Genomic DNA, 17,961 nt, shown 5'->3' with positions numbered 1-17,961 from the left:
ACTACATGAACCATAGGTGATCCTCAGATGCGGCCGTAATTTTGCGAGCCGCATTTGGGGATTTATGGACAATTTGCAGGAGGTGCTCAGCATGCGGAAAATATATGTGTTCGACACGACGCTGCGTGACGGAGAGCAGTCACCGGGTGTGAACCTCAACACGCGCGAGAAGGTGGAAATCGCCTATCAGCTGGAGAAGCTGGGAATTGACCGGATGGAAGCCGGATTCCCTGCGGCTTCACCCGGAGATCTGGCTGCGGTTAACGCAGTGGCCAGAGCCGTGAAGAACGTCACTTTGATTGGCCTCTCCCGTTCTAGAGAGAGTGATATCGATGCGGTTAAGGAAGCGCTGCAGGGTGCACAGGATCCTTGTATTCATATTTTTCTTGCTACATCACCGATTCACCGCCAGCACAAGCTCCGTATGGATAAAGCACAGGTACTGGAAACTGCGCAGTCGGCTATCCGTTATGCCAAGAAATATTTCCCCAAGCTGGAGTTCTCTTTGGAGGATGCCGGCCGGACAGAACGTGATTTCATGGCTGAAATGGTGTCGATGGCGATCCGTGAAGGTGCCAATGTGGTGAACATCCCTGACACTGTGGGCTATTTGAATCCTTCGGAATACGGAGCGATTTTCAAATTCCTGAAGGATACGGTGCCTGATATCGAACGTGTACAGCTCAGTGCACATTGTCATAATGATCTGGGGATGGCCACCGCCAATACGCTGGCTGCGATTCAGAATGGTGCAGATCAGATTGAAGGGACCATCAACGGTATTGGAGAGCGGGCCGGGAACACAGCTATTGAAGAGGTAGCGCTGGCGCTGGAGACCCGGAGCGAATTTTTTGACGCCAAAACTTCACTGGTCCTGTCGGAAATATCCCGTACCAGCCGCTTGGTCAGCAAGCTGACCGGGATGGTAGTGCCCGGGAATAAAGCCATCGTCGGTGCCAACGCCTTCGCCCATGAATCCGGTATTCATCAGGATGGCATGCTGAAGGAGAAGACCACCTACGAGATCATGACACCTGAAACGATCGGCCTCAAAGAGAGCAAGCTGGTGCTCGGCAAGCACTCCGGGCGCCATGCCTTCCGCGACAAGCTCAGTGATCTGGGCTATGACGTCCCGGAGGAAGAGCTGAATGCCGCTTTTGCCAAGTTCAAGGATCTGGCGGACAAGAAGAAGGAAGTCTCGGATGAGGATATTCTGGCTCTTCTGGAAGAGAAGCTGATCGATACACCGGAGACCTTCAGCCTGCAGACGATATATGTGACTTATGGTAATGAAGCTACGCCAACGGCCAAAGTTATTATTAACGGGCAGGAGCCGCAGCCGATTGTGGCAGTTGCTGAGGGCAATGGTTCCGTAGACGCGATCTATAACGCCATTGATCAGGCTACTGGTGAAGAAGTCACCTTGGGAGACTATTCGATCAAGGCAGTCAGCAGAGGCAAAGACGCGCAGGGTGAGGTTCATGTTGTGCTGTCCCAAGGCGAAATCGCAGCGCAGGGCCGCGGACTCAGTACCGATATTCTGGAAGCGAGTGCCAGAGCCTATCTGGATGCGCTGAACAAGCTGATTGAGAAGCGTAAGTCGCTGCTCCCGGCTGACCAGGCCAGCCTGTAAACGGTATATATAGTAGCTTTAACTTAATTGAAACCTATGGTTAAGCCATTGGGCCAGCAGAACATTCTGCTGACCGGATGGCTTTTTTTGTTTTTCCTGGGGGAATTATGGTCTATGAGCGGTTTGTCAGTGATTTATCAGTGACTTTAGTTACAATTTAACTTGTCATAAACACGCCTTTTGGCACTTTCTTTGTCAATACTAAGCGGTTTTTAGGAAATTGGAGTGAGAAATGGAGAAATTACTTAGCTGTTCAGAAAATGTTCATGTCACTGCTCTAATGTCTAATCTGATCATTCCACGACTGAGGTAAGAACAAATTATACATATGAAAGAGGGAGAGGTCTTGAGATTATTGAAAAAGAAAAAATGGGCACTGGGGCTTGGAATAATACTATTTGTAACAACATTTGCTCAGGCAATGGGTTTCTTCACCAATGTAAATGCGGATGCAGTGAACACAGAAATTACCGAAGATATTGTTAAAACTGTAACACTCTCGGTTTACGAAAATGGGATGCAGGTTACGGATAGTGTGTACAAGCTGGATTCTATGGTTAAGCTGAATTTGACATATGAGCTTCCGGATGCAAAGTATGACAAAGGCGCTACATACACGTACACCCTTCCTTCCCAATTAAAAATTAATCAAACGTATTCCGGTACGCTGGTTAATAGTGAATTCGCTAATGGAATCGGTACTTATACTGTAGGTGCTGATAATAAAGTCGTATTTGTTTTTAATGAAAATATTGAAGGGCTATTAGATATAAAAGGCACTTTTTGGGTTGAATCTACCCTAAGCTCAACTACAGTTACCGGCAGCACAACGCAGGTGCTCCATTTTCCGATAGCGGGAAATGCCAATAACTCAATTACACTCCAGGTTCAACCCAGTAACGGCAAAGCTATCACCAAAACCGGAACACCAATGCCGCAAAAATATAATGCCAGCAGTATTGACTGGACGGTTGATGTAAATACGCTTTTGAACAAACTTGATAATGCTGTAATTACGGACCCCATGCAGACAGGCTTGGAGCTGGATCCGGCTTCTATTGCTGTATATGCCTTGACGGTGGATGTTAAAGGAAACTTAACCCTTGGCGGGCAGGTCAGTTCTGCACTCTATGACACGACCGCAAGTGATCTGACCAAACTGGATCTGAAATTCAAAAATTCAATAAATGAAGCCTACCGGATAAAGTTTACTACCAAGAACATAAGTACAACAGAGCAAACAAAGTTTAATAATACTGCTACACTGACTGCTAATGGCTCACCTCAATCTGCCTCTGCAGAGGTTAATATTAACTTGGGCAAAACGCTGGAAAAGTTTACAAGCGGATATAATTCCTCAGATGAGACTATTACTTGGGAGATTCGGTTCAATTATAATGAAAAGTCAATAACGTCGAATAATGCTGTCCTGACTGACTATTTCAACATATCCCAAGACTATGTTGCTGATTCAATGATTATCTATAAAGTCAAGCTCGATCAAAATGGGTCTGGAACAGATGACGGAACGTTGCTTGCAGATACGGATTATACGCTTACCAAACTACCTGACGTATCAGGTACAGCTGGATTTAAGCTTCAGTTCAACCATGATATTCAATCTGCCTACCGGATTGTCTATAAGACAAAGGTAGCTGAGCGGGTATACACTGGTGAGAGCATCGTAAATAAGGCGACTTATAACGGGCAAACTGTTCAAGCGAGTACTTCGACTACCCAACGTATTTTGAACAAGCAGGCTGTAAATAACGGTACGGATGTAGACTACTTGAACAAGACCGTGAAATGGACTATTAAGGTTAATGAAGACAGCAGAACTATGACAAACCTGGTACTTACCGATAAATTTACTAACGCAGGATTGCAACTGATCGGGAAACCGGATATTTCGCCTGCGCTTGTTGAAGGTACAGATTATGAGATCACCAATTTAGGCTCTGGTGAATTTAAGGTGAATGAGGGTTTTGAGATTAAATTTTTAAAGCCAATTACTAAGGCTTACACGATTACGTACAGTACAAAATTTGATTATTACTCATTGATCACTGCTTCAAAATATTTCATTAATACTGCATCCATTGTGTGGAATGAAAAAACATCAAGCAGTGCTCAGACATCAAGTTCAACATTCACTCCAGACGGTAAGGTTATTAAGAATGGATTTAAGACAGGAAAGTATGATATAGCTAGTAAGAAAATCACCTGGACAGTTGGAGCGAACTATAATAAAAGAGTGCTCGCTGCAGGTGCGGAGCTGGTTGATACCCTTCCGGCGGGTCAGCAGGTAGTTGCGGGTACTGTAATCGTTAATAAGCTGAATTATGGTGCTGATGGAGCACATTACTCTGTAAATCCTGCTTTGGTTGAGGGTACAGACTACACAGTTACTGTAACAGATAAATTGCTCAAGGTTAAATTCAAAGACAGCGTGGATTATGCTTTCTATGTAGTTTTTAAAACGGAGTTCAAAGACGGTGATATTAACCTGTCTAGCGTTGCTAATAACGCCATTTTTAATAACTCGGACGATAAGCCAGTCTCGGAAGTATTATCCGGCAGTGCAAGTGTAACGAATGGCGGACAATATGTAACAAAAACCGGATCTCGGGATAGTTCTGATCAAACTATCATTAACTGGACAGTAACGATTAATGCAAACCAGTCAAACGTGAGCAATGTTCAAGTCGTGGATACTCCGAGTAGTAATCAGGTACTGCTGCCTGAAAGCTTCCAGCTGGTTGAGACCACTGTTAACCCTGCGAACGGTACTGTAAATGTTACGGCTACCAAGCTTGAGCGTGACAAGGATTATACGCTGGATTTCATCACGGATAGTACCGGCAAGGATACATTCAAGCTGGCATTTACGAACACCATTAATAAACCATACATTCTCACCTATAAGTCAGTCATTGCGGCAGTAGGGACCGTACCTGTAACCAATGCTGTATCGTTCAGTGGATTGGGGTCCCAACTGGTAAGTAAACCTTCTTCATTCACCCAAAACTTCACCATCGTTGATACCGGAGGCACGGGAAGCGGTGTGAAAGGCTCGCTTAAGGTGCTGAAAACAAATGCAGACCAAACTAAAAATCTGCAGGGTGCTGAGTTCTCCCTGGATCGTATTGTAGGCACAGAACTGAAGGATACAGTGAAAGCAGCCAGCGATTCAGCTGGCAATCTGGAGTTCACTAATTTGCGGGCCGGTAAATATGTTCTAAAGGAAACAAACGCACCCTCCGGATATGCACTGGATACTACAGTGCGGACGGTAACCATTAATTCTTCTACACCTGTTCTGCTGACCGTTACGAATGATTATAACGGCTCGCTCAAGCTGACTAAGGTTGCTCAGGATGATTCGTCCAGAAAACTTGCAGGTGCAGAATTTGAACTGTATGATACTACGAATAAATTGGTCGAAACGGGAACTACCGATTCAAACGGCGTAGTATTATTTACGAAATTAATGGGAGGAAGCTACACATACAAAGAAACTAAAGCACCGGCTGGATATAAGCTTAATGGTAATAGTGTTCCCGTAACTATTGATCCGGCTCAACAAAAGGCCGTGACGGTTACTAATGAAGCACTTCAAGGTTCGCTTAAGCTAATAAAAGTAGATAAAGATGATGCAACGAAGAAGCTTGCAGGAGCAAAGTTTGAGTTATACAATTCCAGCAATACTCTAGTGGCAACATCTACTACCAATGCCAGCGGGGAAATTGTATTCAGTAATTTAAAGTTCGGAACCTATTTCTATCAGGAAACAGCTGCTCCGGCCGGATATGAATTGGATTCAACAAAGCAGAGCATTACGATTGATTCGGATGTGCAGAAGGTTCTGGAACCGATCAAGAATACAGCAATTCTGGGCTCACTCAAGCTCGTTAAGGTAGATGCAGCTGACAGTACGAAGAAGCTTGCCGGAGCGAAGTTCGAGTTGTACAATTCCAGCGATGCCATGGTGGCAGCGGCAACTACTAACGCCAGTGGTGAAATTATTTTCGATAATCTGAAGATTGGAGCATATACACTGGAGGAAACCAAGGCTCCGGCCGGATATGATTTGGATTCCACGGTGCGCAACCTCACGATTAATTCGAAAGTACAGCAGGTGCTGGCTCCAATTACGAATAAAGAAACCTTGGGTTCACTCAAGCTTGTTAAAGTAGATGCCGCGGATGGAACGAAGCAGCTTGCCGGAGCGAAGTTCGAACTGTACAATTCCAGCGATGCTATGGTGGCAACGGCGACTACCAGTGCCAATGGTGAAATAGTTTTCAATAATTTGAGGCTTGGAGACTATACACTGAAGGAGACCGAAGCTCCAACTGGGTATGAATTGGATGAGACGGTGCGTAATGTCCAGATTGATTCGAAAGTACAGCAGGTTCTGCCGTCGATCCCCAATAAAGCAACCACAGGCTCACTCAAGCTCATAAAGGTGGATGCAGCGGACGGAACGAAGAAGCTTGCAGGAGCAAAGTTCGAATTATACAATTCCAGCAATACTGTGGTTGCGGCAGGGACTACCAATGCCAATGGTGAAATTGTATTCGATGATTTGAAGCTTGGAACGTACACACTGGAGGAAGTCAAGGCTCCAACCGGATATGATTTAGATGGAACAGTGCGTAGTATCAAGATTGATTCAAAGGATCAGCTGGTGCTGGACCCAATTAAGAACACCAAAACCTTGGGCTCACTCAAGGTAAGTAAGGTAGATTATTATAATGTGAATAAAAAGCTGGCCGGAGCAGAGTTCAGACTCACGAATACCAGCACAAATGTAGCGGTGACGGGTGTTACGAATGCCGATGGTGAGATTGAATTCACTGATCTGAATCTTGGGGACTATACCCTGGTGGAAACCAAGGCCCCATACGGATATGATTTGGATGCAAGGGTACGCAATGTCAAGATTACTTCGAAGGATCAGCTTGTACTGAGCCCAATTGCAAATATAGAGACCATAGGCTCGATTAAGTTTGTTAAGGTCGATGCAACTGACGGGAATAAGAAGCTTGAAGGAGCTGTATTCAAGCTCACGAATTCCAGCAAGGTTGTGGTAGGAACAAAGACTACCAATGCCAATGGTGAAATTGTGTTTGATAATTTGAAGGTCGGAGTCTATACCCTGGAGGAGACTGCCGCTCCAGCCGGATATGACTTGGAGGGGACTCCACAGAATATCACGATTGATTCCAATGTACAGAAGGTGCTCGACCCTATTAAGAACCAGGAGACCCTGGGTTCGCTCAAGCTCATCAAGGTAGACGCCGCTGATGCCGCCAAAAAGCTTACGGGAGCAGAGTTCAAGCTTACGAATTCCAGCAGCGGTGCGGTAGTAACAGGCACCACCAATGTTAGTGGTGAACTGGTATTTAATGATTTGAAGCTAGGCAAATACACACTGGAGGAAACCAAGGCTCCAGCCGGGTATGATCTGGATGGAACAGTGCGTAACATCACAATCAGCGGGAAGGCCCAGCAGGTGCTGGCTCCCATTCAGAACGTGGAAACCTTGGGTTCGCTCAAGCTCATCAAGGTAGACGTCGCTGATGCCGCCAAAAAGCTTGCCGGAGCAGAGTTCAAGCTCACGAATTCCAGCAAGGTTGTGGTAGCAACGAAAACTACCAATGCGAACGGTGAAATTGTGTTCGATGAGTTGAAGCTGGGCACGTACACGCTGGAAGAAACCAAGGCGCCAACAGGATATGAAATAGATTCAACGGAGCGCACTATTACGATTAATTCAAAGGTGCAGCAGGTATTAGCACCAATCACAAACCAAGAGACCTTGGGTTCAATCAAGCTCGTTAAGATCGCCGAAGGTAATGCAGCGAGAAAGCTTGCCGGGGCTGAGTTTAAGCTTTATGATTCCAGCAAGAGCGTAGTTGCAACGGGAATTACCGACATGAATGGTGAGATTGAATTTAAGGATTTGAAGCTTGGAGTATACACACTGCAGGAAACCGTGGCTCCTATAGGCTATTATTTGGATTCATCGGAGCGCAGCATCATCATTGATTCGAAGGTACAACAGGTGCTGGCCCCAATTACGAATAAAGACATACCGGCACCGACAGGAGCGCCCGGAACGTACCCGGTGGTTACCCCAACACCTACTCCGGTTAGTACGGTAACGCCAGGTGTAACTAGTACACCTGGTCCTTCAGCAACAGGAGTACCTGGCGTAGCGGTTACACCGGGACCTACACCAATAGCGACCTTAAGTCCTACTGCACCTGCAGTAAGCAGTACACCGACGCCACAGGCTACGTCAGCAACTACTGTTCAGGATATTCCAATCGAGGGGGAGATTCCGCTGGGCGGCATTCCAAGCCTTAGCGTGGAACCGACACATGGTACAGTAGTCGTTACACCAGACGGCAAATGGACTTATACTCCTGATCCGGGATATACCGGCAAGGATAAGTTCACCATTACTGTAACGGATGAAGACAGCAATGATCAGGATATTATTATTGAGGTGGGTGTTGACGAAGTGCCGACAGGTACGGTAACTGATACAACCTCCAGTGAAGATGGCCTGCCTGGAGATCTCCCTAAGACAGGTGAAGAAAGCCCGCTTCCATTGTATCTGATGGGTGGAGGACTGATCGTTCTGGGGATAATCCTGGCACGGAGATTCAAGACACGCAATAAACCGGAGTAATAAGTGATAGCATAAACAAGGTTACAGTGGTATACAGACAACCCGCCCGAAGCAAATGCTCCGGGCGGGTTGTCTTGTTCTTATATTCAGCAGAAGCATAAGATTAATTCACAGACTTCTGAAATTATTCTGCTTCCATTCCTCGTACCACCGGGTTATATTTGCCGGCAGGCTGATCCCCAGTTCCCCGTTCCAAAGAGCTGTCATCGTGTTATATTGCTCCTCAACCCCTGAGCGTTCACCGATGATATCATACGTTTTCATAAGTCCGAAATATCCCTGCTCGAAATAAGGCTGAAGACGGACAAGACGCTGATATATCGTAACAGCCTCCGGGAGTTTGCTGGTCTCTATATAGAATGCTGCCAGACTCAGTGCATGATGCAGCCAGATCGTCCGGAGCCGCTGACGTTCACTCTCAGCCCACAAATAATCGTAGTCGGCCAAATAATCACCAGTGTAGAAATCCAGCAGACGCTGATGCTCTTGAATATTGCCTGCACTGACCGGCTCCAGAGTAAGAAGGCCTTTCTCCCATTCGTAGCTGTCAATTAAAGCGCCTCCGGTCTCCAGGGTATAGCCTTCTCCGCCGCTGACATTATTGATGGGGAGATCGATTTCTCCCTGCTTCAAGCACTGCCTTACCTGATAAATGGTAGTGTACAGGTGGGTTGAGGCTTTTTTGAGATTGAAATCAGGCCACAGGAGATCGATCAGGCTGTCCTTGCTGACAAACCGGTTACGGTTATGGAAAAGATAAGCAAACAGCTCCTGGGCTTTCGAGGTACGCCAGCGAATATTGCTTAGTGGCTGTCCGCCGCGCTCGAAACGCAGGGACTGGAGGCTGCGGATCATGATTTGATGATCTGCAATTTTCTTGTCGGGCTCCAGCTCTATCCGTTCCTCCAGCCGCTGGATAGTCTTCACCAGCCTGCTTCTGCTTACCGGCTTCAATACATAATCAAGCGCGTTTAGTTCAAAAGCATCTACAGCGTAGTTATTGTATGCGGTCACAAATATGATTTTGGCACGGGGGCAAAGATTCTGCAGGATTTCACCAGCTTGAACTCCATTCATCTCGGGCATATCAATATCCAGGAAAATAACTTCCGGGTCCAGCTCCGGCGCTGCTTTTACCGCTTCATAAGGGTCTGTAAAAGCGGCAAGGATCTGTACTGACGTTAATTCTTCAAGCATGAGCTGAAGTTTTATAAGTGCAAGACGTTCATCATCCACTAGCATAGCTCGAATCATTTCTGTCCACCGCTTTCCTTATCTTTATCGCTGAAACGGATAACATGCTCTTAAGGGGGAGCAGCCGCTTCTATTTGTATGCTGCCTAGCCATGATGATAAATGATTTCGACAAGAAAAGGGAATTCCCTTTCTGTAGAGGATAAGCTCCATGTAGGATATAGTAAAGTAGAATAGACTACAAAAATTATTTTTAAAAAATTCTACATATCCTGCAGGGGCATCAGCCTGCCCGGCGTCTAACGTTATGTAACTGAAGGAGGGGAGAATTACGTGGAAGAGACGGAGTGGATTACTGCTGTGCTCGGCGGAGAGCATCAGGCCTTTGGGCACCTGGTGACGCGTTATCAGGGCATGGTATATAGTGTATGCATCAAAATCACTGGAGAAGCCGAGTCGGCCAAGGATATGGCCCAGGAAGTCTTCATCAAAGCCTATAAGGCTCTCCCCTCCTTCAGAGGACAGTCCTCCTTCTCCACTTGGCTGTACCGTATTGCTTACCGGACCTGTCTGGACTGGAAACGGGCCAATGACCGGGAATGGCGGCACCGGAGCACTGCGGACTACACGGAGAATGATTGGGTGACTTCGCAAACGCCTGAGCAGATGGCGCTCCGTAAGGAAGCCTCCCAGGAGCTCGGTGAGAATTTGAACAGTCTGACAGAGCCGTACCGGTCGGTTGTGCAGCTGTACTACTTTCAGCGACACTCGTATCAGGAGATTGCCGATCAGAAAGGGATTTCGGTCAAAACGGTTGAATCGCAGCTGTATCGGGCCAGACAGATGATGCGCAAAAGCGGGGAGGAATGGCGATGAATTGTGCAACAGTAAAAGAATGGATGCCGCATTATATCGATGGCCAGCTGCCGCCTGAGGCGCAGCAGACAATCCGCCTGCATGCCGAGTCCTGTCCCGACTGCGCGCAGTGGCTGGAAGAGGCACGCGGTCTCGCAGCGCTGTGGAATGAGATGGAAGCAGGGCTGGACGGCCTTGGCCAGGAAGCAATGCAGCCTATGAACTTCCCTGATCTTACAGCGGATGTGATGGCTAAGATTGACCGTATGGAGAATGGCCGCAGGGAACGGGTGATTAAAGCAACAATGTCCAGACGGCGTACCGCCCCGGGAACCTCCTGGATGCATTATGGCGTTGCCGTGGGGCTGACTTTTCTCCTGCTGCAGTTCGGTGTGTTCGAACACCTTGCCTATGGCATTACCGAAATTAATGGGCAAATGTCCACTTCAGTCAGCGCCTGGTTCGGCCCTCAAGGCAAATAATCCAACAATCCGCAGGGGCTATTCCGGCTAATTCATACTAAAACCTGCGTACGATAGCAGCAGCTCTGCTGCAAGAAGATTTCGAAGAAGCGGATGTTCCGCAAAACTTTTAGGAGGGTATTATATGATTAAGAAAAGACGCTGGCTCACCTTTCTCCTGGCGATGGTTCCGGGACTGGGCCATATGTATTTAGGCTTCAAAAAGCTGGGTCTTGAGTATATGCTTGGAGCATCGCTGTGTATTATGTTCATTCCGTCGATGCCCACCGTATTTCCGTTCGCGCTGGCAGCACTCTGGTTCTATCAGCTATTCGATGCGCTGCAAAAAGCGGCCTGGATGAAGCTCTCTGCGGCTGAGCATGAGCGGATGATGTTCCATCCGGACAGCTTCGGGGCACCTTGGACTATGGGGATGCCGGCACCTCCGGTGTATCCGCATGATGATGTTAATCCGGTATGGGTAGGCATAGGCTGTGTAATAGCGGGTATTATGCTAATGCTCATTACGGCATTCCCAACCCTCTGGAGAATACTCAATGACATGAACATCGGGGCGATCCTGCTGTCTCTTGCCTTGATCGGATATGGACTGAGAATGCTGAAGAACAATTCTAAAGTATAGTGAAATGGGGAAATGAACCATGGGGAGATGGAAAATCGGCAGCTTTACCGCCGCGATAGGCTGCATTGTGATTGGGGTCATTGTAGTACTCGCCCAGTACGATGTAATCACTTACGAGGCGCTGGGCTATATCTGGCCGGCATTGCTTATTCTGTTCGGGCTGGAGATGCTGCTTAGGCTCTTCATTAAATCGGATGTCAAGAGCCGCGTGAGCGGCTGGGCGATTGTACTCATTATCGTGCTTGTCGCTGCAAGCGGGGCACAGACGGTACTGGCCGGCGGTTCGTTGAGCAGTATCTTGGGCAATACAACGCTTGTCCCGGTAAGCGGGACGGTAGAAGTGAATCAGGAAATTAAGAATGTGCGGATTGAATTGCCTGACGGCAAGGTTAAGATTGAAGGCGTGCAAGGAAACACCCTTGAGTATGAAGGAAAGCTGGAGCTGCCGGGCAATACGGACAGTGAAGCAGCAAGCGCACTGGAGCGTAAATGGAAAGTGACGACCGAAGGGGACACGATTGTCATGGAGCTGGAAGGAGATTCCGGCTGGCTCGCGAACATTCAATTCGGGATCAATGTTAAAGCTCCTTACCTGAATGTCAGCATTCCGCAGAATTTAGCCGCCCAGGTAGAGACCAGCGACGGATCTATCGAAGCTGCCGGTCTGACGGCAGGCATTGATGTGGACACCAGCAACGGGACAATGGATATCCATGATATTACCGGAGGCGTGGAGGCTCACACCAGCAATGGTACAGTAACCGTGCAGAATATACAGGGTAAAGTGGAGCTGGTCAGCTCGAACGGGGCGATCACACTGGGCAATATCGACGGCTCCTTATCTGCCAAGAGCAGCAACGGCAAGATTACGGTCAATTCTGCGGTGACAGGCGACTGGGAGCTGAAATCCAGCAATGGCAAGGTTGTGGTGGGCCTGCCGGCTGTTACAGATGCGACAATCCATGCGGATACGAGCAATGGCTCGCTTAAAGGGAATGTTACCTGGGACGGCGATGATGACAATGGAACAGCTGTGCTTGGCAGCGGAACCCATGAGGTTACTTTGTCCACCAGTAATGGTTCTGTGACGGTGGACACCGCAGAGTAAATTGCACAAAGAGCTGTTTACCGGATAATTGCCGGTGAACAGCTCTTTTTATGCCCTGCTATAGAATAGAATAGGAGTCAGATCTGGCTTCTTAAACCCTGCTTACCAGGCATAAGCCTTCGGAGCAGCACCGCCAGGTCCCGGGAAAATCTCGTCCAGACGTTTCAGCACGGACTCGTCCAGGGTGATCTCCAAGCTGCGCAGCGCGCTTTCGAATTGTTCCAGCGTACGCGGTCCTATAATCGGAGCCGTCACCGCAGGATTGGCCAGGAGCCAGGCCAATGCGAGATTATCCTGCGGTTCGCCCAGCTCCAGACTCAGCTCCGCAAAGGCTTCCAGCTGGCTCTTATGCTGCTCTACACGTTCTGAATTGCCCCCGCTGCGGCTGCCTTCGATCTTCTTCAAGGCATTGCGGCCGAGGAGTCCCCCGTCAAGCGGGCTCCACGGGATAATTCCAAGACCGAGATGCTGGGCCGCAGGCAGGACCTCCAGCTCCGGCAGACGGCAGGTGAGGCTGTATTTATGCTGCTCCGATACCAGTCCCAGGAACCCGCGGGCCTTCGCTTCCTGCTGGGCTACGGCAATATCCCAGCCGGCAAAGTTACTGGAGCCGACATAACCGATCTTGCCCTGGCTGACAGCAAGCTCAAAGGCGCCCCACAGCTCATCCCACGACACGTTGCGGTCGATATGGTGCATCTGGTAGAGTTCAACATGATCAGTCTGCAGACGCTGCAGAGAGGCTTCCAGGTGCCTGCGGATAATATAAGAGGAGAGGCCGGCCTCATCGTTTGGACCATCCAGCTTGTCACTCATGGCGCCATAGACCTTAGTGGCGAGAACGACCTTTTCACGGCGTCCGCCGCCCTGCTTGAACCAACGCCCGATAATGGTCTCGGTCAGGCCGGAATTTTCTCCCCAACCATACACGTTAGCGGTATCAAAAAAGTTGACTCCGGCGTCCAGCGCAGCATCCATGATGCGGAAGGCTTCCTTCTCGTCGGTAATCGGCCCGAAATTCATCGTTCCCAGACAGAGGCGGCTAACCTTCATACCGGACTTGCCAAGCTTAGTATATTGCACCTTAGTATCACTCCCTCATTAAGATGGACTAACGGTTATTTACAACATTTGCATACTAATTGTAAACAACTTCAGATTTAAGAGCAAACTGTGCAGATTAAGTCAGTGCTTCCTCCTTTATAGGGAAAAACTATCAGTTCAATAGAATCTATATCTTTGTCCTTTGTCTGTTGTTATGATACAACAATATACAGAAGAACTATGTCTGCGAGCAGCAGGACTACCTAAGGAGTGACAGGAATGAGCGAGGTTAAGAAAATCGCCGTAATTGCCGGGGACGGTATCGGACCTGAAGTTGTGGCAGAAGCGGAAAAAGTATTGAAAAGAACGGAAGAAGTGTTTGGCTTTGCTTTTGAAACGGAGCATGCCCTCTTCGGCGGAATTGCCATTGACGAGCGGGGAACACCGCTGCCGGAGGATACGCTGGAAATCTGCCGCAGTGCAGATGCCGTACTCCTGGGAGCCGTTGGCGGACCAAAGTGGGATAACAACCCGAAGGAGCTGCGCCCGGAAACGGGACTGCTGGGTATCCGCAAAGCACTGGGTCTGTTCTCCAATCTGCGTCCTGCAGTTGTCTTCGACTGCCTGAAGGATGCTTCAACGCTGAAACCGGAAGTACTGGAAGGCACGGACCTGATGGTGGTGCGTGAGCTGACAGGCGGTATTTATTTCGGTGAGAAGCTGCGCCGTCAGGGTGAACACGGAGAAGAAGCTGTGGATACCTGCGTGTACAACGTAACGGAAGTAGAGCGCATTGTACGCCAGGCGTTCGAGATTGCCGGCAAACGCCGGAATAAGCTGGCCAGTGTCGATAAAGCCAATGTGCTGGAGACCTCGCGCCTCTGGCGTGAGGTAGTAAACAGACTGGCACCGGAATATCCGCAGGTAGAGCTGGAGCATGTGCTGGTGGATAACTGTGCAATGCAGCTGCTGCGCCGCCCTTCGAGCTTCGATGTCATCGTTACTGAGAACATGTTCGGAGATATCCTGAGTGATGAAGCAGCGATGCTGACCGGTTCCATCGGTATGCTGGCTTCCGCTTCACTGGGAGAAGGCAGCTACGGCCTCTACGAGCCGGTACACGGCTCTGCGCCTGATATTGCCGGCCAGGGGCTCGCGAATCCGATCGCGACGATTCTGTCGCTTGCGCTGATGTTCCGCATGACCTTCGGCTACGAAGAGGCAGCGGCTGCCATAGAAGCAGCTGTCGCTGAGGTGCTCGATGCCGGTCACCGGACCAGCGATATCGCGGTAGACAAGACCAAGGCAATCAGTACTACTGAGATGGGCGATCTGATTGTTGCTGCTATCCGCAGAGCCTAGTTCTACCACATATGCCCTCCTTTGACGCAGTAAGAAGAAAAACTTCACAAAATGTTGCTTATTTATAATAATTATAAAAAAGTAATCAATGTAATATTGACTTTGATTTTGTACGATGATAACATTTGTTCTGTAGAAGCAACAATGTAACCATCCCATCAAAATCAAGAAAAGCATATTGCACCGGCTAACGGCACCGTAGTTGTTTTTCTTACATAATCAAAGGAGGATTTAAGCAATGGCAGAACGTTTGGTAGGTAAACCAGCCCCTGATTTCTTCATGGAGACAGTAACGGGCGACGGTAAGGATTTCGGTAAGGTTAGCTTGTCCGACTATCGCGGCAAATGGCTTGTATTCTTCTTTTATCCGCTTGATTTCACATTTGTATGTCCGACCGAAATTACAGCACTGAGTGATGCTGCGGCTGATTTCGCAGAACTCGATACAGAAATTCTTGGGGTGAGCATCGACTCCATCCACAGCCACAAAGCCTGGTTGACAACCCCTAAGGATATGAATGGCCTTGGTCCGGTTAACTTCCCGCTGGCGTCTGATATCACGAAGAAGGTTGCCAGCGATTATGGCGTCCTGATCGAAGAAGAAGGTATCGCACTCCGCGGATTGTTCATTATCGATCCTGATGGCGAACTGAAATATCAAGTGGTTAACCACAATGATGTAGGCCGCAGTGTAGAAGAAACTCTGCGTGTTCTGCAGGCTCTGCAATCCGGCGGGCTATGCGCTATGAACTGGAAACCAGGCGACAAGAATCTGTAAGCTGCCGGTCCTCATAGCTGCGATCTTTGATATACGAAGAGAACCTCCTTGCGGGAGTATTTCCCGGCAAGGGGGTTTTTTGCACCAAACGGCCCATCCTTACCGGACAAGCCGTTTGAAAATGGGCGTTAAGGTTAATATATAGCTTCAAGGAGAGGAATCTCTCCTGCCATTGTGTAATATAATAATAGGAATTCAACGGAAAAAATCAAGGAGGGTGAACAAAAATGAGCTTTTGCTGTGGAGCGAGTATGGTTGGAACTAAGGGGACCCTAAAGCATTATCGCACGCAAGTCCATAATGTTCCCCTGCTTTTTTGTCCGGTATGCCACCGGGTAGAGGTACATTATAAAGTCGAAAATGAATATGAAATCCTGGCAGAATATGCCCATGGCGACGGAGTTACGGATGTTGATTTCCAGGATTATGTAATGGAAGATGAGGAAGCGATCTTCGAGAATGTGATAAATATGGAGAGCGAGGATCCGCTCGCTATTGTGCGCAGCCAAATCGACATGTCGCTTGACCTGCTGGCCGTAGCCAAACAAATTGGCGATACCAAATGGGAACGTGAACTGAAAAAGCGTCTGGCGGTTATGAGTCAGCGGCGTCACCGGCTGCAGCAGAAAGCCTGAATACCAAGCTTAATGCTTCCACGGAATGTCATAAAAGAGGAGAGTCTTCGCGAAATGCGGAGGCTCTTTTCATTGTATTTGCAGGAAACGAAATATTCTAACGATATTTAATGTGTCTTAAGAATCATTTTAAGAATATTTTTATCATTCGACAGTTTCTCCGGTTGCGTTGTCTTCTTCTCTTGGATATGATTGGAATATAGTTGAAACGGTTGGATAATATAATACGATTTCCGAATGTTCTGGCGGCTTCGTCATATACTCATATACATAGTAATTTGATGTCGCTTAAGCGTCTCGTCAATTGCAGTAAAAGGGGGAACTTCGTATCGTGATAAGCCAATATCAGGAAAGCTTGCTTTTACCGGCAAGAACGTTTCAATCTGGACCGATGGATACTACATATGAGGATGTTCTGGAGCATATCGACAGCGGAATTATGCTTTTTGATGAAGAGGGAGTTCTGACGTTCGTAAATAAGCAGATGTACGGTATACTGGAGCTTAACCGCCATTCTCTACTCGGCTGCACTCTGAACCATCTGTTAGCCCATATTCAATTAAGCCGTTTTAAGAAGAAACAGGTATTGCGGAGCTACCGTGAAATGGTGGTCAAAGGTAAGCCAAGCTATGAATTTGTAGATGAATATGGCCGGTACTGGCGCGCTTCTCTCTGCAGTGGAGAGCAGATGAAGGGCTGCTACCTGTTCACGCTTAAAGAGATCTCAGACTTTAAGCTGATTGAACAGACAGCATACCAGAACGACAGTCTGGCGATGCTCGGCAGATTATCGGCTTCAATTGCCCATGAGATCCGCAACCCGCTGACTGCGATCCGGGGTTTTATTCAATTGCTGCATCCCCATCTTCACCTGCTCGGCAAGGAGGAGTATGCGAAGATTATATTGGCTGAGATTGATCGTGCCAATGACATTATTCATGAATTTCTGACTTCCTCCAAGCCATCGGTACCACAGGTCAGTATGATTCCTGTCTCGGCGCTGCTTAAGGAAGTTGTTCTGCTTACAGAGAGTGAAGCGCTGATGAAGGGCTGCCAGATTAATCTGCAGGTGCTTCAGGAAGATCTGTTCATCTCCGGAGACACGAAACAAATGAAGCAGGTCGTCTTAAACATGATTCGAAACGCTATGGAAGCGATCTCGGAGAGAGCGGATGATTCCATGGGCAGAATAGAGGTCGGAGCACGCAAAGAAGGAACAGAGGTGCGGATTTTTATCTCTGACAATGGCAAAGGCATGGATATCTGCACACTGGATAGGCTGTTCAATCCTTTCTTCACTACCAAGGAGAATGGTACGGGATTAGGACTCTCAGTCAGTGACCGTATCATCAAGAATCATGGTGGCTGCATCTCTGTCAGCAGCCGGCTGAATGAGGGAACCCGGTTCGTGATTTCGCTTCCGCTCATTCATTAATCTAACAATAGACTCGGTATTTCCAGGTTTCCGGGTTATAATCAATACATTATGGGCTGATTCCTGCAGTGCACGGTTGTGTGCGGGAGATCAGCCTTGTCTGCGTTATTT

General features: G+C 48.2%; 12 protein-coding genes. 10 read left to right on the top strand and 2 right to left on the bottom strand.

Going from position 1 to position 17,961, the window contains the following annotated elements:
* The first annotated feature begins 91 nt into the window (after window positions 1-91).
* Both MKZ24_RS30775 and MKZ24_RS30770 read left to right on the top strand, forming a co-directional pair.
* Complete coding sequence (locus MKZ24_RS30775) at window positions 92-1,633, top strand: 2-isopropylmalate synthase (protein WP_042233401.1); 1,542 nt, start codon at window positions 92-94, stop codon at window positions 1,631-1,633.
* A 346-nt stretch (window positions 1,634-1,979) separates the two neighbouring features.
* Window positions 1,980-8,336, top strand: coding sequence for a SpaA isopeptide-forming pilin-related protein (locus MKZ24_RS30770; RefSeq protein ID WP_340789603.1), 6,357 nt, complete (start codon window positions 1,980-1,982; stop codon window positions 8,334-8,336).
* A 108-nt stretch (window positions 8,337-8,444) separates the two neighbouring features.
* Here the strand turns inward: MKZ24_RS30770 and MKZ24_RS30765 are convergent, their stop codons facing one another.
* Window positions 8,445-9,590 carry a response regulator gene (locus MKZ24_RS30765; protein WP_081956401.1) on the bottom strand — a complete coding sequence of 382 codons (1,146 nt, stop codon included), beginning with the start codon at window positions 9,588-9,590 and terminating at the stop codon, window positions 8,445-8,447.
* Between the two features lie 272 nt (window positions 9,591-9,862).
* Between MKZ24_RS30765 and MKZ24_RS30760 the strand changes: the two genes are divergently transcribed.
* The 4 genes from MKZ24_RS30760 to MKZ24_RS30745 all read left to right on the top strand — a co-directional run bounded on the left by MKZ24_RS30760 (window position 9,863) and on the right by MKZ24_RS30745 (window position 12,596).
* Window positions 9,863-10,405: an RNA polymerase sigma factor gene (locus tag MKZ24_RS30760; protein ID WP_042233405.1), complete on the top strand. Its 543-nt coding sequence runs from the start codon at window positions 9,863-9,865 to the stop codon at window positions 10,403-10,405.
* Window positions 10,402-10,866: a zf-HC2 domain-containing protein gene (locus tag MKZ24_RS30755; protein ID WP_042233407.1), complete on the top strand. Its 465-nt coding sequence runs from the start codon at window positions 10,402-10,404 to the stop codon at window positions 10,864-10,866. The genes MKZ24_RS30760 and MKZ24_RS30755 overlap by 4 nt, the downstream gene beginning before the upstream one ends.
* Before the next feature lie 124 nt (window positions 10,867-10,990).
* The gene (locus MKZ24_RS30750; protein ID WP_042233408.1) at window positions 10,991-11,488 is read left to right on the top strand and encodes a hypothetical protein; all 498 of its coding nucleotides are present in this window, start codon (window positions 10,991-10,993) and stop codon (window positions 11,486-11,488) included.
* A 19-nt stretch (window positions 11,489-11,507) separates the two neighbouring features.
* Window positions 11,508-12,596, top strand: coding sequence for a LiaF transmembrane domain-containing protein (locus MKZ24_RS30745; protein WP_340789597.1), 1,089 nt, complete (start codon window positions 11,508-11,510; stop codon window positions 12,594-12,596).
* 102 nt (window positions 12,597-12,698) lie between these two features.
* Here MKZ24_RS30745 and MKZ24_RS30740 read toward each other — a convergent pair whose 3' ends face one another.
* Window positions 12,699-13,679: an aldo/keto reductase gene (locus MKZ24_RS30740; protein ID WP_042233412.1), complete on the bottom strand. Its 981-nt coding sequence runs from the start codon at window positions 13,677-13,679 to the stop codon at window positions 12,699-12,701.
* A 240-nt stretch (window positions 13,680-13,919) separates the two neighbouring features.
* Here MKZ24_RS30740 and leuB point away from each other — a divergent pair, with 240 nt between their 5' ends.
* The 4 genes from leuB to MKZ24_RS30720 all read left to right on the top strand — a co-directional run bounded on the left by leuB (window position 13,920) and on the right by MKZ24_RS30720 (window position 17,850).
* Window positions 13,920-15,002 (top strand): 3-isopropylmalate dehydrogenase, encoded by a 1,083-nt coding sequence (leuB, locus tag MKZ24_RS30735; RefSeq protein ID WP_340789594.1) that lies wholly within the window; start codon window positions 13,920-13,922, stop codon window positions 15,000-15,002.
* 238 nt (window positions 15,003-15,240) lie between these two features.
* The gene (locus MKZ24_RS30730; protein ID WP_039301479.1) at window positions 15,241-15,780 is read left to right on the top strand and encodes a peroxiredoxin; all 540 of its coding nucleotides are present in this window, start codon (window positions 15,241-15,243) and stop codon (window positions 15,778-15,780) included.
* A gap of 227 nt (window positions 15,781-16,007) precedes the next feature.
* Window positions 16,008-16,415 carry a hypothetical protein gene (locus tag MKZ24_RS30725; RefSeq protein WP_039301477.1) on the top strand — a complete coding sequence of 136 codons (408 nt, stop codon included), beginning with the start codon at window positions 16,008-16,010 and terminating at the stop codon, window positions 16,413-16,415.
* 331 nt (window positions 16,416-16,746) lie between these two features.
* Window positions 16,747-17,850 (top strand): ATP-binding protein, encoded by a 1,104-nt coding sequence (locus MKZ24_RS30720; RefSeq protein WP_042233416.1) that lies wholly within the window; start codon window positions 16,747-16,749, stop codon window positions 17,848-17,850.
* The last annotated feature ends 111 nt before the right edge of the window (window positions 17,851-17,961 follow it).

The sequence above is a fragment of the Paenibacillus sp. FSL R7-0297 genome, assembly GCF_038009025.1.
In the GTDB taxonomy this organism is placed as follows: Bacteria; Bacillota; Bacilli; order Paenibacillales; family Paenibacillaceae; genus Paenibacillus_AQ.
Note: the sequence above shows the minus strand (reverse complement) of the source record. Positions and strands in the feature narration are given on the sequence as shown.

Bases quoted from the DNA above. Each gene is read 5' to 3' on its own strand.
- MKZ24_RS30730 (WP_039301479.1), top strand. From the start codon at position 15,241: ATGGCAGAACGTTTGGTAGGTAAACCAGCCCCTGATTTCTTCATGGAG.
- MKZ24_RS30775 (WP_042233401.1), top strand. From the start codon at position 92: ATGCGGAAAATATATGTGTTCGACACGACGCTGCGTGACGGAGAGCAG.
- MKZ24_RS30755 (WP_042233407.1), top strand. From the start codon at position 10,402: ATGAATTGTGCAACAGTAAAAGAATGGATGCCGCATTATATCGATGGC.
- MKZ24_RS30725 (WP_039301477.1), top strand. From the start codon at position 16,008: ATGAGCTTTTGCTGTGGAGCGAGTATGGTTGGAACTAAGGGGACCCTA.
- MKZ24_RS30745 (WP_340789597.1), top strand. From the start codon at position 11,508: ATGGGGAGATGGAAAATCGGCAGCTTTACCGCCGCGATAGGCTGCATT.
- MKZ24_RS30765 (WP_081956401.1), bottom strand. From the start codon at position 9,590: ATGATTCGAGCTATGCTAGTGGATGATGAACGTCTTGCACTTATAAAA.
- MKZ24_RS30750 (WP_042233408.1), top strand. From the start codon at position 10,991: ATGATTAAGAAAAGACGCTGGCTCACCTTTCTCCTGGCGATGGTTCCG.
- leuB (WP_340789594.1), top strand. From the start codon at position 13,920: ATGAGCGAGGTTAAGAAAATCGCCGTAATTGCCGGGGACGGTATCGGA.